This window comes from Hoylesella loescheii DSM 19665 = JCM 12249 = ATCC 15930 (assembly GCF_000378085.1).
Taxonomy (GTDB): Bacteria; Bacteroidota; Bacteroidia; order Bacteroidales; family Bacteroidaceae; genus Prevotella; species Prevotella loescheii.
The window spans coordinates 1-22,217 of record NZ_KB899233.1 but is presented as its reverse complement, the minus strand read 5'-3'; the positions used below and the strand labels follow the sequence as shown (position 1 = coordinate 22,217).

14 protein-coding genes are annotated in these 22,217 nt (G+C 46.4%); 10 read left to right on the top strand and 4 right to left on the bottom strand.

The genetic code is table 11. The features are described 5' to 3' along the window. Nucleotides 1-706: 706 nt before the first annotated feature. The 5 genes from F453_RS0113695 to F453_RS0113670 all read left to right on the top strand — a co-directional run bounded on the left by F453_RS0113695 (nucleotide 707) and on the right by F453_RS0113670 (nucleotide 10,743). Nucleotides 707-2,191 carry an IPT/TIG domain-containing protein gene (locus tag F453_RS0113695; RefSeq protein ID WP_018968517.1) on the top strand — a complete coding sequence of 495 codons (1,485 nt, stop codon included), beginning with the start codon at nucleotides 707-709 and terminating at the stop codon, nucleotides 2,189-2,191. 24 nt (nucleotides 2,192-2,215) lie between these two features. Then, complete coding sequence (locus tag F453_RS0113690; protein ID WP_025790185.1) at nucleotides 2,216-5,326, top strand: SusC/RagA family TonB-linked outer membrane protein; 3,111 nt, start codon at nucleotides 2,216-2,218, stop codon at nucleotides 5,324-5,326. A gap of 15 nt (nucleotides 5,327-5,341) precedes the next feature. Continuing rightward, nucleotides 5,342-7,414 (top strand): RagB/SusD family nutrient uptake outer membrane protein, encoded by a 2,073-nt coding sequence (locus F453_RS0113685; RefSeq protein WP_018968515.1) that lies wholly within the window; start codon nucleotides 5,342-5,344, stop codon nucleotides 7,412-7,414. Nucleotides 7,415-7,437: 23 nt separating this feature from the next. Next, nucleotides 7,438-8,460, top strand: coding sequence for a DUF4973 domain-containing protein (locus F453_RS0113680; protein WP_025790186.1), 1,023 nt, complete (start codon nucleotides 7,438-7,440; stop codon nucleotides 8,458-8,460). Nucleotides 8,461-9,258: 798 nt separating this feature from the next. Then, the gene (locus F453_RS0113670) at nucleotides 9,259-10,743 is read left to right on the top strand and encodes a flotillin family protein (protein WP_018968512.1); all 1,485 of its coding nucleotides are present in this window, start codon (nucleotides 9,259-9,261) and stop codon (nucleotides 10,741-10,743) included. A gap of 298 nt (nucleotides 10,744-11,041) precedes the next feature. Here F453_RS0113670 and F453_RS0113665 read toward each other — a convergent pair whose 3' ends face one another. Both F453_RS0113665 and F453_RS0113660 read right to left on the bottom strand, forming a co-directional pair. After that, a complete protein-coding gene (locus F453_RS0113665) occupies nucleotides 11,042-11,776 on the bottom strand; it encodes a hypothetical protein (protein ID WP_018968511.1) in 735 nt (244 codons plus the stop codon). 30 nt (nucleotides 11,777-11,806) lie between these two features. Further along, on the bottom strand, nucleotides 11,807-12,565 hold the full coding sequence (locus F453_RS0113660) for a hypothetical protein (RefSeq protein ID WP_018968510.1): 759 nt from the start codon (nucleotides 12,563-12,565) through the stop codon (nucleotides 11,807-11,809). Nucleotides 12,566-13,043: 478 nt separating this feature from the next. Here F453_RS0113660 and F453_RS0113650 point away from each other — a divergent pair, with 478 nt between their 5' ends. Together F453_RS0113650 and F453_RS0113645 are read left to right on the top strand one after the other, a co-directional pair. Continuing rightward, complete coding sequence (locus F453_RS0113650; RefSeq protein WP_018968508.1) at nucleotides 13,044-14,150, top strand: MraY family glycosyltransferase; 1,107 nt, start codon at nucleotides 13,044-13,046, stop codon at nucleotides 14,148-14,150. Further along, a complete protein-coding gene (locus F453_RS0113645) occupies nucleotides 14,147-14,719 on the top strand; it encodes a sugar transferase (protein ID WP_009235150.1) in 573 nt (190 codons plus the stop codon). Before F453_RS0113650 ends, F453_RS0113645 begins: the two co-directional genes overlap by 4 nt. A 141-nt stretch (nucleotides 14,720-14,860) precedes the next feature. Here F453_RS0113645 and F453_RS14485 read toward each other — a convergent pair whose 3' ends face one another. Both F453_RS14485 and F453_RS0113635 read right to left on the bottom strand, forming a co-directional pair. Beyond that, entirely contained in the window at nucleotides 14,861-16,621 is a 1,761-nt protein-coding gene (locus F453_RS14485) for a DNA cytosine methyltransferase (protein ID WP_018968507.1), read from the bottom strand. Between the two features lie 2 nt (nucleotides 16,622-16,623). Beyond that, complete coding sequence (locus F453_RS0113635; protein WP_018968506.1) at nucleotides 16,624-17,382, bottom strand: Eco47II family restriction endonuclease; 759 nt, start codon at nucleotides 17,380-17,382, stop codon at nucleotides 16,624-16,626. A gap of 327 nt (nucleotides 17,383-17,709) precedes the next feature. Here F453_RS0113635 and F453_RS0113625 point away from each other — a divergent pair, with 327 nt between their 5' ends. The 3 genes from F453_RS0113625 to F453_RS0113615 all read left to right on the top strand — a co-directional run bounded on the left by F453_RS0113625 (nucleotide 17,710) and on the right by F453_RS0113615 (nucleotide 21,824). After that, on the top strand, nucleotides 17,710-18,699 hold the full coding sequence (locus F453_RS0113625) for a DUF4922 domain-containing protein (RefSeq protein ID WP_018968504.1): 990 nt from the start codon (nucleotides 17,710-17,712) through the stop codon (nucleotides 18,697-18,699). A 250-nt stretch (nucleotides 18,700-18,949) separates the two neighbouring features. Continuing rightward, nucleotides 18,950-20,281, top strand: a complete 1,332-nt coding sequence (locus F453_RS0113620; protein ID WP_018968503.1) for a SpoIID/LytB domain-containing protein — start codon at nucleotides 18,950-18,952, stop codon at nucleotides 20,279-20,281. Between the two features lie 208 nt (nucleotides 20,282-20,489). After that, on the top strand, nucleotides 20,490-21,824 hold the full coding sequence (locus F453_RS0113615; RefSeq protein WP_018968502.1) for an MFS transporter: 1,335 nt from the start codon (nucleotides 20,490-20,492) through the stop codon (nucleotides 21,822-21,824). Nucleotides 21,825-22,217 lie beyond the last annotated feature (393 nt).

Sequence of the window (22,217 nt, the reverse complement as noted above, 5' to 3'; positions counted from 1 at the left end):
CACCTCTTGCTCTCGGGGGCTGCGAGCCCCCTGCCGCAGGGCACCCCCTCGGTGTTTTTCATGGCCTTGTTTTCATTCACGCAAAAAAGGCCAGCCCAAACTTGGACGGCCAACAAACAATGCTTAACTTTGCAAACGGATGGCAGCTGTAAACCAAATTTGGACTTTGGAGAAGGACATGACAACCTAAATACAACATAAGGATTTTTCTTGTCAACCAAAGGAGTATTTAACAACGAAAAGTGTCAACTAATCTCAGTACACTACACTGTACGGCGACTACAAGCCTTTTGTAGTGGCACTACTACTTACTAGTAGTCACACTACAACTTGTTTGTAGTCTCACTACAGTTTGTTTGTAGCCACACTACAAAAGGCTTAAAGCACAATCAATGCTATTTATTCCTTATTATATAGATGAGTGCGAAGCTATTTTTAATTGAAGTTTTGACCCCTACAAACATATACCTAGCACATACATTATCTAGCGAACAACATTTACATTTGTGCTTCATTTTCTACATTTTTCGATGAAAAAACGGGCAAATGCCCTGTTTTTTTTATCTTTTGAATGGTTTGTTTTATCGCAACAATTCATTTCTCACTAATTTTGCTGATGAATTTACCACATTATACATCGGGAAAGTGCCCTTTGGGAGGGCGTAATACCGTGGACTAGAAATAAAAGTTTAAATACAATATATTTATGAAGAAAAATAATCTAAGCATCTATGGCCGTAGGTTCACATGGGGAACCTTGCTGTTTTGCGCTGCTTGTATGTCAGCATGTCGAAGTGACAACGCTGACGATTCTTCTGGGAAGTACGACCCTTCACGCCCTGTCACCGTGACAGACTTCATTCCCAAAGAGGGTGGAGTTGACCAAAAGTTGGTTGTATACGGCAGTAACTTCGGCAACGACACCAGCAACGTCAAGGTCACCATTGGCGGACAACGCGCCGTTCTCATCAACGTTAAGGGCGATTGCCTTTACTGCTTGGTGCCAGCCAAGGCCTATACGGGCGAAGTGATGGTATCTGTTGGCGGAAAAACAGCCAACGAACAGAGTGCAACGGCCAGCAGTAAATTTAACTACGAACGAAAAATGGTTGTGGGAACACTCAGCGGCATACGTAACCAATTTGACGATCAAGGTTGGCACGATGGACCTTTCGACAAAGCTACGGGCTTTGCAGGTGAGGGATGTCTTACCTTCGACCCGATAAAACAGAACATTCTATATGCCGTTTACGATGAAAACGCCCATGGCATACAAGCGCTTGACATGGAAAAAAAGGAAGTGAAAACTATCCTATCAATGTCTAAGTTTGACAACCATAGGTTGCGCTCCATCGATTTCTCGAACGACGGGCAATATATGCTCATCTCTACCGACCGTGACGACCGCCAGTTGCAGAGCCCCAGCGTATGGATTGTGAAACGAAACGCAGATGGCACCTTCACCGACGCCTCTAAATCGCAAATCTTAGCTGCCTACAAGCAGTGCAATGGAGCTGCCGTGCATCCCATAAACGGCGAACTTTACTTCAACAGTTACGAGCGCGGACAGGTATTCCGCCTAGACATGAACAACTACTTCAATACCGTTGCAAGTGGCGGAACATGGTATCCCAACTGGACCGACGGAAACTTTAAGGAGCTGTTCACCATTCAAGACGTGAGTTGGGAGTTTAAAATCTTCATCCATCCTACTGGCAAGTATTGCTATATCGTAGTTGTTAACAAGCATTACATACTCCGCTCCGACTACAACGAAACCACCAAGAGTTTCGCCCCACCATACGTTGTGGCTGGACAAGCACGAAACGATGGCTGGGTAGACGGTGTTGGCACTGGTGCACGGGTAAATAGGCCCTACCAAGGCTGCTTCGTAAAGAACAAAAAATATGTGACCGAGAACCGCGATGACGTGTACGACTTCTATTTCTGCGATAACCGAAACCACTGTATACGCTATCTCACCCCTGACGGCATCGTTCGCACATACGCAGGACGTGGCACTTCATCGCAAGCCGGCGATGGAAACGCATGGGGAACAGAAGATGGCGACCTACGAGAAGTGGCTCGTTTTAACAGCCCTACGGGCATTGCTTACGACGAGAGCTCTAACACTTTCTACATCCTCGATACTCAAGGACGCAAGATACGTACTATTTCGATGGAAAAATAACATTTCTATTTTAGCCATAAGACAATGAAAAAACTATTTATATTATTCTGGATGTTGTGCGGCATCATGCTTAACGCGCTAGCACAAGAACATCTGGAAATATCGGGAACAGTAACCGACGCCACGGGAGAAACCCTTATTGGCGTTAGCGTCACCGTGAAAGACGCCAAGGGACTGGGTACCATCACTAACATTGATGGTAAATACACCATCAAGATGCAACAATACCAAACGCTGGTGTTCTCTTACATTGGCTACAAACCTGTGAGTGTGCTGGTTAAAGGCGACAGAAGGATTATCGACGTGCAGATGGCTGAAGAGAAACTCAACGCCATCGACGAGGTTGTTATCACAGGTCTTGGCGCACAGAAGAAACTCACCGTTACAGGAGCCATTACCAATGTAGACGTCTCGCAGATGCAACAATTCTCCTCTTCAAACTTTACCAACGCCTTGGCGGGTAATGTTCCTGGCATAATCGCCATGCAATCGTCTGGTCAGCCTGGAAAAAGCACATCGCGCTTTTGGGTTCGCGGCATCTCAACCTTTGGTGCCAATGCCGAAGCAATGGTACTTGTCGACGGTTTCGAACGAAAGAACATCGACGACTTGAACATTGAAGACATCGAGAGTTTCTCAGTATTGAAAGACGCTTCGGCAACGGCCATCTATGGTTCGAAAGGTGCCAACGGTGTTATTCTTATCACCACCAAGCATGGTAAGGCAGGAAAGATAAATATCAACGCTAAAGGTGAAGCATCGTATAACACCCGAACCATTACCCCGAAGTTTGTTGATGCACCCACGTATGCCACTCTGCTGAACGAGGCACGTATAACACGCAACCTCCCTCCGCAGTATCAGCCCGAAGAGTTGGCACTTATCAGGTCGGGACTAGATCCCGATTTCTACCCTAACGTAGACTGGTCGAAATTACTTCTCAAAGATGGTGCAATGAGCTATCGTGCCGATTTGAGTTTAAGTGGCGGTGGAAACACGGCTCGTTACTTCGCGTCTCTATCGTATGTAGAAGACCAAGGCATGTATAACACCGACGAAACGCTACGCAGCAAATACAACACCAACGCCAATTACAAACGCTGGAACTATCGCATGAACGTAGATATAGACGTTACGCCCACAACTGTTATCAAGTTAGGCGTATCGGGCAACCTCAACAAGCGCAACAGTCCAGGTCTTGGCGACCAATATGTATGGGGCGAACTCTTTGGTTTCAACGCTCTAAGTTCTCCTGCTCTCTACTCCAACGGCTATGTTCCGGCCTATGGTCGCGAGAAATATCAGATGAATCCCTGGGTCTCGGCCACACGCACAGGTTACAACCAAGAATGGGATAACAACATACAGACAAACGTAACGGTAGACCAGAAACTGGATTTCATTACCCGTGGTCTCTCGTTTACGGGTAGGTTCGGCTACGATACCTATAATAAAAACCACATATACCATCGCCTTTGGCCTGCCATGTATCGCGCCAATAGTCGCGATTCGCATGGCAACATCATTTGGGAAAAGTTTTTCAACGAATCGCCCATGGACCAAGAGGCGGGTGGAGAAGGTTCGCGACACGAGTTTTTAGAGGCTTTGCTTCGTTGGAATCGCACCTTCGACAAGCAGCATAACTTCAGTGCCATTGCTCGCTTCACACAAGACGAGCGAATACAAACACAAGATCTCGGCAAAGACATCAAAAACTCTGTCAGCCAAAGAAACCAAGGTGTTGCGGGGCAGATAACCTATAACTACGCTCTACGCTATTTTGCCGACTTCAACTTCGGCTACAACGGTTCCGAAAACTTTGCCAACCACCATCGCTTTGGTTTCTTCCCTGCCTTCTCCTTAGCATGGAACGTAGCTGAAGAGCCCTTCGTAAAGAAGGCATTACCATGGCTCAACATGTTCAAGTTACGCTACTCATGGGGTAAGGTAGGCAACGACAAGGCAGGAGAAAAAAATCGTTTCCCCTACCTTTACACCATTGATTTCACCAAGAACGAATCCAACAAGGAAGATATAGGCTACTACTGGGGGTCTAGCCTCATCACTAAGCTCACCCAAGGCATGCATTTCAAGCAGGTGGCATCACCAAACGTAACATGGGAGATTGCTCGTAAAACCGACGTTGGTTTTGATTTCGTGGCGTTTGACAATAAGTTCTCGCTCACAATGGACTACTTCTACGAGAAGAGAACAGGCATCTTCATGCAACGTAACTTCTTACCCGATATCACGGGACTTGAAAGTCGCCCTTGGGCAAACGTTGGAGCCGTGAAATCTAGTGGCTTCGATGGCAATTTCCAATACAAGGACCGCATCGGGGAGATAAACTGGACGGTACGCGGAAACATCACTTACAGTAAAAACACCATCCTAGAACACGATGATGAGAATAATGTTTACGCCTATCAATACGAAAAAGGCTACCGCGTTAAACAGCAAAGAGGCCTTATTGCACAAGGTCTTTTCCGCGATTACGACGACATTCGCAACTCGCCCAAACAAAGTTGGGGAGCCGTACAACCTGGCGACATCAAGTATAAGGATGTCAACGGAGACGGCGTAATAGACAAAGGCGACTATGTTGCCATAGGTGCAACCAGCACCCCTAGCCTCATCTATGGTCTTGGAGCCTCTATTAGCTGGCGCGGGTTCGACCTTAATTTCCATTTCCAAGGTGCCGGCAAGTACACGTTCCTTATCAATGGCAGCACGATTAACGCCTTCAGTAAAGGTCGTTGGGGAAATATCCTTAAAGGAGTAACCGACAACCGATGGATTTCATCGGACATTTCGGGCACCAAGGAGACAGAAAATCCCAACACCGCCTACCCTCGTTTGAGTTACGGCAGCAATGACAACAACGAGCAGCCATCTACCTTCTGGTTACGCAACGGCCGTTTCTTGCGCCTTAAAAACCTCGACATTGGCTACACAATGCCCAAACCATGGGTCAACGCCATACACTTGGAGAATGTACGGATCTACATTTCGGGGCAAAATCTAATCACTTGGTCGGCCTTTGACCTTTGGGATCCCGAGCTCGACAGCGACAAACGAGGTGAGGAGTACCCCATCACCCGTTCGTTTACGGCAGGTATACAAATTAGTTTATAACCACAGACATACATCATGAAACGTAAAAATATCGCCCTGATAACGTTGGCATTGGGCATCGGAATACTCTTTTCCGCTTGCAACGACTATCTGGACTCCGACAAATACTTTGAGGACCGTATCACGATTGAAAAGGTCTTCACCAGCAGAATACGCTCCCAACAATGGCTTGCCTACGCCTATTCGTTCTTGAAAGACGAGAACGCCGATGTTGTTGGCAAAGAGAAAGAAACCAATTCGTTTACCTTCGCCGACGACATGTACTATGGCGACCGCGACGTCAACTACGACTCTAAGGAGTTCAACGAGCTTTCGTACAACACGTTCATGCAAGGCGAATATAGCGAAAACGAATTTAACGAAGGCTGGACAATGTGTTACAAGGGCATTTATCAAGCTTCGGTGTTCATCGCCAACATTTATAGGAACACCGAAATGACCGAGAAAGAACGGCTCGATTTTAAAGGCCAGGCGCGTTTTGTACGTGCTTACTTTTATTGGCTGTTGCTCCGCCGCTATGGTCCAGTGCCAATCATGCCCGACGAAGGCGTTGATTACACTCTTAGTTACGAACAGATAGCCACTCCGCGCAGCTCGTATGAAGAGGTGGCCAACTATATTAGCCGCGAAATGGTGCAAGCCGCCAAGGAAATACAATACACTAGGCGCGACGGCGAGAACTGTGCGCGCCCAACAAAGGGTGCTTGCTTGGCCACGCGCGCTCTTGCATTGGCTTTCGCTGCCAGTCCGTTGGCCAACGGAAACACCGATGCCTACGCCAAACAGTTGGTAGACGACAAAGGCCGAGCATTGCTCAACGCCGACTATCAGGAAGAGAAATGGGCGCGCGCAGCCGCTGCCTGCAAAGACGTTATGCAGCTTGGCGTGTACGATCTCTATCACGCATCGTTCAGCACAACAGATGCAGCAGGCGACCCTGCCACCATCGTGCCTGCCGACTCTACCTGCCAGTTTGCCCAAAGCGGATGGCCGACAGGTTGGAAAGACATCGATCCCTTCAAGTCTTACCGTGTTTTATTCAACGGAGACGTTGCTCCTGAAGACAATCCCGAACTTATATTCTCGCGTATAGACCAAAATGCCACACGCATAAACCACAGCATGATGTCGTTTGCACGACATTCCATGCCTCGCGACTTTGGCGGATGGAACACACATGGCCTTACACAGAAGATGGTAGACGCTTATTATATGAACGACGGCACTGACTGTCCTGGCAAAGACAGTGAACTGAACGGCGGAAACGGTGCTGAACGCCTCAAGGGATTTACCACTGCACGCGACTATCGACGCGGAAAATACAAGCCATTGGCCGCCAATGTGTCGCTGCAATATGCCAACCGCGAACCGCGCTTCTACGCCTCGGTGGGCTATAACGGCTCTGTTTGGGAATATCTGGGCGACCCAGAAAGCACCCACCACAACCGCCAAACCTTCTATTATCGCGGTAGCGGCAACGGCTACAACAACTCGCAATTCTACCTTCGCACAGGTATCAGCGTGAAAAAGTACGTCAATCCCACCGACGTTCCCGACCGCGAAGACTATAAGAACATCAAGAACAGGGCTGAACCAGCCATCCGTTATGCCGACATCCTATTGCTCTACGCTGAGGCTCTCAACGAACTTGATGGCACATACACCATTCCCTCGTGGGACGAGGCCACCACTTACAACGTTCGCCGCGACGTTGCGGAGATACAAAACGGTATTCATCCCGTACGCATACGTGGCGGAGTGCCCGACTATTCAACAGATGTTTATGCCAACAAAGACCTCTTGCGTGCGAAAATCAAACGCGAACGGATGATCGAATTCATGGGTGAGGGCAAACGCTATTTCGACCTGCGCCGTTGGAAAGATGCGCCACGAGAGCTTAACCAGCGCATTTATGGTTGCAATGTGATGATGGATGCCAACCACACAGCAGAGTTCCAGCAGATTATCCCCATCAACAATCTGCGCACCACATTCTCTGACAAGATGTATTTTTGGCCCATCCGCCACCGCGAACTGAAACATAACTCGCGCCTGACACAGAACCCAGGATGGACCTACAACGATTAACCCACCCTTTAAGTTACAAGAAAATGAAAGTAAAACATCTTCCGATATATGCGGCGATGCTCGCAAGCGCACTCGCCACACTTACTGCCTGTAACGACGAATGGAAAGAAGAGCAATACACGCAGTACGTTAGTTTTCGCGCACCACTTGGCAAATTGGGCGTTACCGACGTTTATGTGCCTTACAGCAGACGCAATGCCGACAAGACTTTCGTCGAGGGTAGCGGACTCTCGTCGTATAAGCTGCCCGTAATCGTTAGCGGTTCATTGCAAAACGAAAATAACATCACGGTGCATATTGCGCACGATGGCGACACGCTTAACGTGCTTAACCAAGCTCGTTTCTTAAATCGCACTGAGCTATGGTACACCGACATGAAGGATTATGCCACCATTCCCGAGACAACGACTATCCCATCGGGCGAGAACGTGGGGCTACTTAACGTCAAGTTCAACTTCAACGGTATCGACATGAGCAACAAATGGGTATTGCCGCTTACCATCGTAAACGGTGAGAACTATGGCTACACCGCCCATCCACGTAAGAACTACGCCAAGGCGCTGCTCCGCATCTTCCCCTTTAATGATTATTCGGGCGACTATTCGGGCAGTACGATGAAGATTTTCGTTACGGGCGACGAGGCTAACGCTACCGCTAAATCTATCATTCGCGGATATGTGGTGGACGATAAGACCATCTTTTTCTACGCAGGCGACATCGACGAGAGTCGCACCGACCGTGCCAAGTACAAGGTTTTTGCCCGCTTTAACGGTGAAAAGGAAGGTACGGTAGACTTCTACACCACCAATAACGATCTGAAATTGAAGGTGAACAAGCAGGCATCTTTCCACATTATCGAGCAAAAAGACGATGTGAAGCCCTATCTTGTACACCGTTACGTTATCATCAACAACATCAGTTACGATTACGTAGATTACACCTCTGCACCAGGTACGGAGTTTAATTGGTCGGTTAGTGGCACACTTACGCTAGAACGACAGATAAACACACAGATACCCGACGAGGACCAAGCCATCGAATGGTAACGTTCTCGGTTATCCCCAAAAGGTGGACACGTGTTCAATTAGCGACGCACTTGGGCACTAATCCATTTTGTTGAGCTCTTTCAAAGCCGCTCAACATCTTTAAGAAAAATAGGTTGATAGTTGTTATAGTTGTGTCAGAAAGCCATGCTTTATCCCTTTAATGAGACGTAAGCATGGCTTTCCCTTTCTCCACTTTCTATGCTCATAAGCATCACTACACCATATTCCGCAAGCGCATTAACAAGCCTTTAACCGTCGTCTTTTCAGCTCTCATTTTGCTATCATTGTATAGCCATGTCGTAATATATCAACTGGAACCCTGTTACATCTAAACTGGAACATTGTTCCATGTCATCTGGAACCCTGTTCCACACGACATGGAACAGAATTCCAGTTAATGAATTACAACATGGCCAACCACAAATAACGATCCGAAAGCACAAAAAACTAATAATCAAAGGATTGAAAACGCATCGTCAAGGTTGTATATTAAGGATTCTGCCGATATGCGTGGAAAATGCATTTACTTGGCAAATGCTCTGTAAAAGGCAACCATATTAAGTTTGTTCCATTATCTAATGCGCTCAACGATCTACTTGTTTACTGTAAAAACGAAGCTTTAAAATGGAAAAAAGTTTTATCTTTTATTGTATTAAAAAAATATCCACTATCTTTGCAATGTCGGTAGAAAAACGCCGATATAGTCTTTACCATGTAGCAAAACGCCTGAAGAAATTCGACATTATGCCCCTTGGCCTAGCTAAAAAATGAATTCACAATAACTAAAACCTTATTATCATGTTTGAACAATTCTCACTTTATGTAATCATCGGCATTGCCGTTGTGCTGCTTGTACTCTTTCTGTTAGCCTCGTATGTAAAGGCGCCACCCTCGTACGCTTACATCATATCGGGTCTTAGTCGCGAACCGCGTGTGCTTATTGGCTCTGGTGGATTCCGTATTCCTTTCTTTGAACGACTTGACCGCGTGTATCTAGGACAGATAACGGTAGACATCAAGACCGAAGAGAGCGTGCCAACAACCGACTTTATCAACGTAGACGTAGACGCAGTGGCAAAAATAAGGGTGACACCAAATGCTGAGGGGACGCGCTTAGCTGCCAAAAACTTCCTCAACATGACACCCATGATGATTGCCGAACAGCTGCAAGACTCGTTGCAAGGTAACATGCGCGAAATTATCGGCACACTAGACCTGCGTTCGCTGAATACCGACCGCGACGGCTTTTCAGACCAGGTGATGCAGAAGGCACAACACGACATGGCCAAATTGGGTATCGAAATCATTTCGTGCAACATACAAAACGTTACCGATAAGGAAGGTCTTATACACGATTTGGGTGCCGACAACACAGCCAAAATTAAGAAAGATGCATCGATTAACCGCGCCATTGCCGAACGAGATGTGAAGATACAAGTAGCTCATGCCGACAAAGATGCCAACGATGCACGCGTGGATGCCGACACAGCCATTGCCATGAAGAACAACGACTTGGCCTTGAAGCGTGCCGAACTGAAACGACAGGCCGACACGGCGCAAGCTGATGCCGATGCCGCATACTCCATCCAACAGCAGGAACAACAAAAAACCATCAACATCAAGACGGTTGAGGCTGAGATTGAAAAGACCAAACGCCAACAAATTCTTTCGCAAGAACAAATCGTTATCCGCCAAAACGAGCTGTCTGCCGAAGTGGAAAAACGTGCAGATGCGGAGAAATATCAAGTACAGAAGAATGCAGAGGCCGACTTGGAACAGCGCAAACGTATAGCCGAGGCACAACGCTACGAGGCCGAACAGCAGGCAATGGCACAAAACGCAGCATCTGATGCCACGCGTTATAAGTTGGAACAAGAGGCACAAGGTATTAAAGCTAAGGGAGAGGCCGAGGCTTACGCTATCCTGAAAAAAGGTGAAGCCGAGGCACAAGCTATGGACAAGAAGGCCGAAGCCTATAAAAAGTATAACAATGCAGCCGTAGCGCAAATGATGATAGAAGTGCTACCGCAGATTGTAGAGAATGTGGCCAAGCCCATCAGTGCCATCAAAGACGTTAACATTTACAGCGGCGATGGCAACGGCATCAGTGCCATGAGCGGCAACGTGCCTGTGGCCATCAAGCAAGCGTTTGATGTTTTGAAGTCAGCAACGGGTGTAGACATGGCCGACATCATGAAGGCTGGTTCGATACAAGCCAAGACCACGAGGAACATTAACCTCAACGGCGAAGCGCAAGAGGTGGTAGACGGTTTGAAAGATTAGATCCGACCACGTTCGTTTACACGTTCTTTTGTAAGCGGCAGGTAAAATTGCCCGCTTACCAAAGAACGTTTTCGTTAAATGATGAATTAATACCGAAACAGACAAATAGCCTTTTCTATTTGTTTACTTGTTAACTTGTTTACTGATAAAAGAACCTTTCTGTTAAGCTGGTGTTTACCTGTACAATGCCTTTAGCAGTCACGATGTCTTTTCCACTTTCATTTTTCGCCTGCTTGCTGCCCGTTATCTAAACCACAGTAAGCAACAAATAAAAGATTCTTTTTATAGCGGATGCGCATTATTCGTCGGCAAACTCGCCCTTATTCAATTTGTCGAAGTCTGCTATTTCAGACAGTTTGATAGGTTTTCTACGTTTTATTTTAGTCTTTGTCACCTTAAATTCCTCATTCCCGTCTTTGTCGTAAACTTTAAGATTCTCTTCGTACACCCTTATGCAGGTATGGAAATTGATGTCTAGATTATAATAAGTAGCATACCTGATGCACCTATTATGATAATAACCTATCAGCTCGAAATCATTATTATGGTATCCAAAAGTGTATTGCCAATTACCAAACCTGCCATGGGCATACTTTATTAGCAGGCAATTTTTGTTTATATCCAGACTTAATTCGGGGGCGTAATAGATGCCCCCATCCTCGTTTTCTGAAGAAAAGCATTTGTTGTTCTGGACTATTAGTTCGTAACCGCCCTCACGTTTAAGAAGAACGATAAGCCCACGACGATTGCGGTCGAGCCGTCCGCGTTGCTCATCATTCACCCATTTGCTCTTATCTGTGCCCTTAACCATCAACACCATGTCAGGCTCGCCGTCATTATTTAAATCACCTACACATCGTGAGAAAAAGACATAACCTTTGGGGATAAAAGCCAAAGGATCTGCTTGAAGTACCCCTTTAGCCACAGCTGCTGGGTTCGTACTGGCTTGCACAGTGTTTTCCGCAAACACTGCGTCTTTTCCGTTTTCGTTTTTCGCTTGCTTGCAACCCGTTATCAAGGCCACGACAAGCAACAGATGAAATGCCCTTCACTTCATAAACACTTACTGTTCATCGTCTGGTAGACCTAAATCAAGTTCGTCAAAGTCGGTTATCTCCGACAACTTAATGAGGTTTTTCCGTTTAAACTTGACTGTCTTCACCTTAAATTTCTCTTCCGCTTCATCGTCGTCGGAGTTAATATTATCCTTATATACACAGGTGCGCGTTGAGAAATTAACATCGGTGATATTAACAACAATTGGTCCGCGATTGGAACTACCATAATAGCCAATCAATTCGAAGTCGTTATTTTGGTATCTAAAAATGTACTGCCAATAGCCATATCGCCCATGGGCATAATGTAATACCAAGGTGTTTTTGTTTATCTCCAAACTTAATTCGGGTGCGTAATACACGCCTCCATCCTCGTTTTCGGAAGAGAAACACTCGTCGTTCTCGGCAATCAGTTCGTATCCGCCATCGCGTTTAAAGAGGATGACAAGTCCCCGACGATTGCGATCGAGCCGTCCGCGGTATTCATCATCCACCCATTTGCTTTTCTCTGTTCCCTTAATCATCAGCACCACGTCGGGCTTACCATCCTTATTAAGGTCGCCTTCGCACCGAGAGAACAACTCATATCCCTGAGGAATAAACTCCAAAGGGTTTGTTTTCAGTTCCGTTTGAGCCACGGCCACGGGCTTCACACTTGTTTGCACAGTGTCTTTTGTTAGCACCGTGTCTTTTCCGCTTTCGTTTTTCACTTGCTTGCAACCCATCATCAAGAGCGCAGCAAACAACAGGTAGAATATTCTTTGCATAACTGAGGTTAGATAACTATTCATTTAATAAACGGTGCAGGATGCATGCGCTATCGACATTTTAAAGCCTATTTGACCACACCCGTTAGCCTTGAAGCTGCCCAAAGAGCAAGCATTGCGGCCCCCTTCGGTGCAAAGATAACGCTTTTTCTTGTTTTTTACGTTTCGTTTCCATACTCTTTTTAAATCCACCGCATGCAGATTGGCAATCATACAATATACAACTGAACATAGATCATGTATTAAGCCAAGTCAATAAAAGCACTTTACGGAAGGCCAACGGTATCACAAAGGTAATCTATCAAGATAAGAATGCTACCCCACCCCACAACTTCGCAACAACAGCTGGTTGTTTGTTGCACGATGGCAGCAACCTTTTTATAGACTGTAAAATAATATAAAATTAACACTTTATTCTCCATTTACATGCAATATTATGGAAGAATAGGAGTTTTATATATATCAAAGATTAACAGCTATGATGATGAACGAAGCATTGCCAATAGTTATTGCTTTTCTACTAAGCGTGTGTTTCGGGTTCGTTTTCATACCCGGCATATTGAATTTCTGCAAGGAGAAGAACATTTACGACATACCCAACCAACGAAAGGTGCACAAAACTCTGGTGCCCCGACTAGGTGGATTGGCGTTTGTTCCTGCCATAACCTTGTCGATAATAGTAGCAGTAGGCGTGATGAGTGTTGGCTTTACCGAGTCGAAAATACAAGTGAGCCTGTGGAGCATTGCGTTCTTGGCCAGCTTATTGCTCGTTTATACCACGGGCGTTATTGACGACCTTATTGGCCTTAACGCACGCGTGAAGTTTATTGTGCAAGTTATCACAGCTTGCGCACTGCCTCTTTGTGGTCTTTACGTAAACAACCTTTATGGCTTTATGGGCATACACGAGGTGCCTTATTGGCTCGGTTTCATCTTCACTGTATTCATCATCGTGTTTATTGACAATGCCATAAACCTCATCGACGGTATTGATGGGTTGGCGGCAGGTTTGTCTATCCTTGCCCTTTTAGGCTTTCTGCTTATCTTCGGCAAAGCACAACTCACGCCATACGCCGTTATCGTGGCTTCGCTCATCGGCATACTGATACCCTACATGCGCTTTAACGTATGGGGGAAAGCCGAACAAAACCGCAAGATATTTATGGGCGACTCGGGTAGTCTTACGCTAGGTTTCATCCTTGGTTTCCTTTTCGTGAAGTCGGCAATGCACAATCCGCCACTCATGTCAGCATCTCCTGCACGCTTCGTGTTGGCTTATAGTCTGCTCATTGTCCCCGTTTTCGATGTTGTTCGTGTGATACTTCACAGACTCCGCATCCGTCAACCCCTATTTAATGCCGATAAAAACCACATCCATCACAAGCTGATGCGCTTGGGAATGACCCAACATCAAGCCTTGATCTTAATCCTAGGACTTGCCGTGGCATACGTGGCATTAAACCTATTGCTCTTCCCTGCGGTTTCGATAACATGCATCGTGCTGATTGATGTGGCCACCTTCACCTTCATTCAGCTTTTGCTTACACGCAAGGCAGAACGTAAAAAAATGAAGATAGCCACATGAAAAGAACCTTCGACCTTATCGTTTCGGCTCTTTGCCTTATAATTTTCTCACCCCTCATCTTGCTTTGTGCCATCGCCATAAGGCTAGACGACGGTCTGCCCGTTATCTACACACAGGAACGTATCGGGCGAAATGGAAAACCATTCTTTATCTATAAGTTTCGAACGATGCGTATGGATGCCGAAGAAAACGGACCCATGGTGCTTGAAGTTGATGGTGATGACCGCCTAACACGTGTGGGCAAGTTTCTTCGTGAGCATCATCTCGACGAACTGCCACAGCTTTGGAACGTGTTCAAAGGCGACATGGCCTTCATCGGACCACGCCCCGAGCGCCGCTTTTACATCGATCAGATTATGGCAAAAGATGCCCGCTATGAGCAACTTTACGCCTTACGACCGGGCGTAACATCGTATGCCACGCTGTATAATGGTTATGCCGACACCCTCGAAAAGATGCTGAAGCGCCTAGAACTCGACCTTTATTACCTGCAAAACCGCTCTTGGTGGATGGATACCCGCATCTTAGCCTGCACGTTCTTGAAGATAGCGGGTGGGAAGAAGTTTTAACAGCTTGCATTACAACTCGCTTTTCGCATTAATTAATAGGCCATCCACTCCTCGTCTACCATGTCGTCATCAACTATCAACTCCTAAGCTCGCTACAAAGAAGCTGCGAACAAAAAGCGTTCAGATCGCACAGCCTTGGTTTTACATTTTACTATCTGGTCTACCCATCACATCCTTCAATATAGTATCGGTAAAAGTTCTCCATATCTGCAACTTCACGGGCTTGTACTGGCTGAACAACTGCTTGACAAAGACTATTTCGAATACCAGCCGCACATCGTTCTCATCAGCTTTTAAATTCACCTCGTGCTTCGTTCCCACACGTGCGGCCTTAATAAGATACAAATCCCTAATGCCTTTCCCCTTTGTGTAAGGCATGAAATAATACAACTTATTGAGCTTAACAGTAGATGGAAACTTCTTACCCGTATAATAAACCTTAGCAGATTGGCTATCAAATGGAGCTATATTCTCATTCGTAACAAGACTTATAAGCACATTTTTACTTTCATCGAGACTTGTTGTCTCATGATTTCTATCTTTTATAAACCTATTACTTATGACTCCTTCTGGGAATTTCTTTTGTACAGCCAACAAATCTACTGGAAACAACTGAGGTGGAAGCATATTTCTCGATATTCTAAAAGCTTCTTCAAACTGACTCTCTTCATGATTTTGCTCGTCAATTTGGTTGAAAAGCCTAATGAGCGAACGGCCTAATGCGTAGGCCAAGTTTACAGGTACAGCATTACCTATCTGTTTGTACTGGGCAGAAAGGTTTCCTTCGAACTGCCAATCGTCAGGGAATGTCTGTATGCGGGCATACTCGCGCACCGTGAGTGGGCGCGTTTCAATGGGGTGGCAGCGCTCCGTTTGCTTCTGAGCAGGTGCACATGTCAGTGTTAAAGAAGGTTCGTCCATGGCAAGTCTGCGAGCCATTCCTGTCTTTCCACCACCAAGATGGAAGCTACCACCCATATAATCCTTTTGTACATCAAGGGGTAAATCCCTCCAATCTCCACCTTGGGGAACCAGTGATAACACCTTTGACTTCTTTTCCGGATAAGTTTGTCCGTCGGATTTTGGCACATCGCAGGCAAACAATTCGCCCTTGCATAGCGCATCCCGTAAAGTCATGACCCGCTTATAAGGGTCGGGCCAACGGAATTCCACGTGTTCTGCAATGTCGCTGCGGATGGCAACGAGAAACAATCGCTCTCTCTTCTGTGGCACTTTGTACATAATGGCTTTTAGTAAACGTGGTTTTACAAGCGTATAGCCAAGTTCTGCTATCACATCTTTTATAATAGATAGTGTTTTTCCATCGTCATGGGAGAGAAGTCCCTTTACGTTTTCCCCAAGGAACACTTTGGGCTGTATTTCCTTTACAGCTCTTGCCAACTCAAAAAATAATGTGCCACGCGTGTCGTTCATGCCTCCTTTCTTGCCTGCATACGAGAAGGCCTGACAGGGAAAGCCACCCGAAAGGAAGTCGACCTTCCCTCTAAGGGGCGTGAAATCGATACCATGTACATCGCCTTCTAGTACATTCCAATCGGGTTGGTTGCGCCTAAGCGTTTGACAAGCCATCGCATCCATCTCATTAAGCAGCACATGCCGAAAGCCAGCTTGATGCATTCCCAATGCCAATCCGCCAGCCCCAGCAAACAGTTCAACAGAGGTGTAGTCACGCAACGGAGCTATTACAGCCTCCTCTTCCCAATGGGTGTTCAGCATTTGCCTTATAACTGGCACCCCCATTAGCTCTTCCATGTAGAAACCCTTGCGCCCATCATCGTTTGTGTGGTAAGGGTATTGTCCGGTTTTCCCCCAATGTTGCGTCGTTGCAAGCGATGTTCCTGTTAGGTCGGCAAGGCTATTTGCAGATAAAAATGTTTGCATCGTTAAAAGTTCTCAAATCCTTCATAAGTTTTAAACGCCAGCATATACAGGCTCTTGTAAAAGTCTGTCTTATCCAACTCGTCATACACGGTGTTTTGCAACCTAGCCGTTGTATCTTCGTCTATCACGTCAGACAGAATGTCTGGCAGGGCTTTACATAGTTTATAGAAAGCATATCTATCGCCAAACACAATTTTGTAGAACCGGTCTAAGGAAATACGCTTGATGCTTGGCCAGTTATACTTCTCCTTGTGTCCATTCTGAGTAATCGTCACCTCCCATACAATATCCTGCGATTGCTTGGCAATGGCCTCCACCAAATAGCATGTAGCCCTGTTACCAGACCGCATTACCTTGTCAAGCATCTTCAAATACGTAGCTGATGTGGCAGCCGAGTTCATCGTGTTGTGCTTGTTTTTTACTTCCGCATATATGTGAAGGTCCTCGTTTAGAACATCAAAGCCACCCTGTTCTCCATTAACAGGGACACGCCAACCCTTTCCCGCATACCTAAATAGGTTCTGATGGAAGTATCCAATCTTGTTGTTATTCGTCTTATCTATCTGTCGGATACATTCAGCCTCAATTGTTTGGCGCATTGTTTGTCCATAAATTTTAGAGTCAAACGTGAGTTTGATGGGGTCAATGATATTACTATTAAACGTTTTCAAACTAATACGCTTGCGATATTGCTTAACGGTGTCTTTTATGTGATTAAATATGTCTTCGTCTGAAATGAACCCTAAATTATAATGCCTCATACAAATGGAAATAATTAAAAAAAGAAATCAACAACTCCTTGTAGGCCGCATAACGAAATCCACATTGTGTCTATGATGCAGAAAGTTTACGCCGCCGAAGAAAGATATCATGCAAATATAACACAAAGAAATTACTTTTGCAAACATACCATCATGTTTTTTATGCGCTATCCCAACTTCAAACCAGCGTCGATACGCTTGCTGCAAGATGTTCCTGCTACATCCAGCATCGTTTCCCCAAACACATAATCTTCCATCAACTTGCTTTTATTACGTTTATTTTTTGTAAGTTTGCATCAATAATAACTAAACCTGTTTTTTAACGATATGGAAATAAAAGATGGCCAAGGCACAACCAAAGCCACAGTGATGCAAGGCGAGGACACATTGAACCGCTTTTTTGAAGAACAACTGCAAGCGTGGCACGATGCCCGACAACGTTTCGACGACTTAAAGGGCGTGTTGCTCAAGCCCGTGACATGCGCAGGCATGCCGTTTTACGTGCAATGCAATCCTGCACGCCTAGTTTCTACAGGCGCAAAGATTGATAAAGCCGCCTTGGCGCAACGTCCCTGCTTCCTGTGTGAGAAGAACAGGCCAGCGATTCAAACGCAAATACCCATCGATAACGATTTCGAACTGTTGGTTAACCCCTTCCCCATCCTGCCATTGCATTTCACCATACCCGCAAAAGTTCACCAACCACAACTTATTCGCGAGCACTACGGCAAGATGCGACGACTGCTTGAAAGCTTCGAACACCTTACTGTGTTTTATAATGGTCCTAAATGTGGTGCGTCTGCACCCGATCACATGCATCTGCAAGCTGGAACTGGCAGCCATTTGCCCTTGCGCGACAATTGGGAGCAGCTTTACAGCAATCGCCAAACGCTGCTCTCTACCCCCGACGGCTCTGAACTAGCGGCTATCAACAATTATGCTTGTCCTGTGTTTGCCATCGTGGGGCGCGACGCCAAGGCCGATGCCGCCCTCTTCGAAGCCCTTTACAAGGCCCTACCACAACGTGAAGATGAAACAGAACCGATGTTCAACATCTTGAAATGGCGCAATGGCGAAACATATATCACCGTGGTGATACCGCGCGACAAGCACCGCCCTGCCTGCTATTCGGCCGAAGGCGATGCGCAAATGCTCATCAGTCCTGGTGCGCTAGACATGGCCGGACTGGTTATCACACCCCGAAAAGAAGACTTCGAACGCTTGGATACACCCCTACTCGAAGCCCTATATAAAGAGGTGGGCATGCCAACGTCAACCTTCGAAGACGTGAAACGAAGAATAATGGGACTATCATGAGGAGTTAAGGAGTCATGGAGTTAAGGAGTTAAGCCAAATGCTGTGAGTCTTTAAGTTTATTTGTTCGTGAGTTAACGAGTAGACAAGAAGACACGTTAACAAGTAGACGAGTTGATAAGAGAACGAGATAACAAGTTAATAGGCACAGCCATCTTTTCACCTTTTCACCCTTTCATTTCTTCACCTTTAAGTGTTTTTTCACCTTTTCACCCTTTCACCTTTTCCCTTTTTCACCTTTAAAAAACAACTTATGAACCTCAAATACAACGAAACGCCCCAAGTATCGGTGGGCATTATGAATGGTACGGAAATAGCCTTCGTGCTAAATGCACCTTATAACGTTAACAACAACGAAGCGCAAGGCCAGCAAACAGTTTACCTTAACAAAGGCCGCATCCTTTGGAACGGACAAGAATACGCCCAACTTACCTTCGAACCGAGCACTGCTGATGCCAACTTCTCGCTCCACAACGTCACCATTGGCGTGAATTTCCATTGGGAACAGCAACAGACACAAACCTTCAAGGGCGCACTGCGCTTTGTGATAGATGGCGACAAGATTGTGGCCATCAACCAATTGTCGGTGGAAGATTATCTCGAAAGCGTCATCTCCAGTGAGATGAGCGCCACTTCAAGCCCCGAATTGCTCAAGGCCCATGCCGTTATATCGCGCAGCTGGCTACTTGCCCAGATACAAAACCGCGATAAGAAAACGGCGGTAACGGGTACGGCAGCAGCTTTCGTGATGAACGATAACGAGATAGTGAAATGGTACGACCGCGAAGACCACACCCTCTTCGACGTGTGCGCCGACGACCATTGCCAACGTTATCAAGGCATAACCAAAGCTACCAGCAAGCACGTTGCAGAAGCCGTGCAGGCCACTCGCGGACTGGTGTTACTGTCCGAAGAGGGCATTTGCGATGCTCGTTTTAGCAAATGTTGTGGCGGAATGGTAGAAGAATACCGCTATTGTTGGGAAGACGAAGACAAGCCTTACCTGAAAGTGGTACGCGACTTACCCAACCCCGCCGTAGATATAGACCTCACCAACGAGTCAAACAGTGAGGCTTGGATACGCTCTAACCCCGATGCATTCTGCAACACACATGATGCGCGTATTCTATCGCAGGTGCTTAACGACTTCGACCAAACCACAAAAGACTTCTATCGCTGGCGTTTGGAATATACGCAAGAACAGGTTGGCGAGCTGCTAAAAAAGAAATTGGGCATCGATTTTGGACTGGTTACGGCTTTCGAACCCATGGAAAGGGGTAAGAGCGGACGCTTGTCGCGCTTGAAAATCGTTGGAACAAAGCGCACGTTAATCCTCGGTAAGGAATTGGAAATACGTCGCGCACTGAGCGAGAGCCACCTATACAGCTCGGCTTTCGTGGTAGACGTGACCGAACGTGATGCCCAAGGGCTACCACTTCGCTTTGTCTTCACTGGCGCAGGATGGGGACATGGCGTGGGTTTGTGCCAAATTGGCGCGGCCGTGATGGGCGAAAAGGGTTATGACTACCACGAGATATTGGCGCATTACTACCCAGGGGCTGAACAGAAACAACTCTATCCATAGATATATGTTTAAGGTTATGGGCTGCTGAGATTGTGAGTTATTGAGTTTATTAGTTGCTGAGTTTATGCATTCGTTAGTCCTTGAGTTGTTAAGCTCAATGTTGTACACAATAAGACTCATGAACTTAATAACTTAAAACCTTACAAACTCAACAGCTCACAAGCTCAATAACTTATAAACTTACGGGCTTATAAACTCATAAACTAACATGACCACAAGCACAGAAAATCCGTGGAGATGGGTGCCGACCATATATTTCGGCACGGGAACGGCACAAGCTGCCATCGCCACACTTGCACTTTTGCTCTACAAGCAATTGGGATTGGGCAACGCAGAGATAACCCTTTACACGGGTTGTTTGTTTCTGCCGTGGCTGTTACGTCCGTTGTGGTCGCCATTTTTAGGCCTCATTCGCGCCCCTCGCTGGTGGATTGTGGCCATGCAATTGATGCTTGGCGTGGCCTTGGGTGGTGTGGCTTTCACCATTCCCACAGCCCATTGGCTGCAAGGCACGCTGTTTTTCCTCGGACTTTTAGCTTTCGTCTTGGCTATTCACGAAACCGAAGCCGACGTGTTTTACCGCGACACAGTTGCGCGCACAACGCGTTCGGGCCTTTCGGGTATGCCAGGCACATTTCGGCTGTTGGCCTTCATCTTCGTGCAAGGTTTTTTGGTAATGGTTGCAGGTAATCTGCAATTGCTCTATCGCAACAGCATCAGCCTATCGTGGAGCCTCATTTTCTATTCTGTTGCGGGTATTTTCATTCTCTCGTGGCTATGGCATCGCACATCGTTGCCCAGCCCTTACAACGAGGCCATTCACCTTTTGAGGCGACAACAACGCCGTGAACAATTTGCAGAACGATGGCTCGAGGTGAAGAAAGACACGCTTTCGCTTTTCGCCCAGCACTCGCGCTGGCAGCTAGCAGCCGTATTGTTCTTCGCGCTTTTTTTCTTATTACCCGAGGCTCTCACGTCTAAGGTGGTAATGCTCTTCCTTGTTGATGCCAACCACAACGGCGGATTGGGTCTTTCGCCACAAGAATTCGGACTGGCATACGGCACTGTGGGTGTCGTTGGGCTCATCACAGGCAGTCTGCTAGGTAAGGGGCTCATTGCCAATAAAGGCTTACGAACATGCATTTTGCCACTGTCTGTGGCCATATTGTTGCCCAATGCTCTCTACATGGTGCTTAGCGAAACCCTACCAACGAGTCTAGGCCTTATCAACATCTGCATCTTCGTCTGCCAAATGGGCTTGGGTTTGAGCTTATCCGTTTGTTGGGAGACGGTGAAAAGCCTAGGCAAGACCATGGGCAACCATACCACTTTCATGTTCTTCACGTCTATTTTGGCACTAGGCCAAATGCTTCCTAGCATGTTTTCGGGCGCTTTGCAAGAGTGGCTAGGCTACAACAACCTATTCTTCGTTGCTCTCGCATGTGGCATTCTCTCGCTTGCAGGATGCGTTTGGATAAGGCCCATGCTGCAAAAAAGGGGCAATGACGATGCAGAAAACAACAAAAACATAGACTTCTTTTAAATTCGGAGCCAGTACAAAGGCTTTTGTACTCCCACTACAAGTCGTTTGTAGCCACACTACAAACCTTTTGTAGCCACACTACAAACCTTTTGTAGCCACACTACAAGCCTTTTGTAGTCGCACTACAAGCCTTTTGTAGTCACAATACAAAAGGGTCTGTAGTGTACTGAGATTAGTTGACACTTTTCGTTGTTAAATACTCCTTTGGTTGACAAGAAAAATCCTTATGTTGTATTTAGGTTGTCATGTCCTTTTCCAAAGTCCAAATTTGGTTTACAACAGCCATCCGTTTGCAAAGTTAAGCATTGTTTGTTGTCTGTCCAAGTTTGGGCTGGCCTTTTTTGCGTGAATGAAAACAAGGCCATGAAAAACACTGAGGGGGGTGCCCTGCGG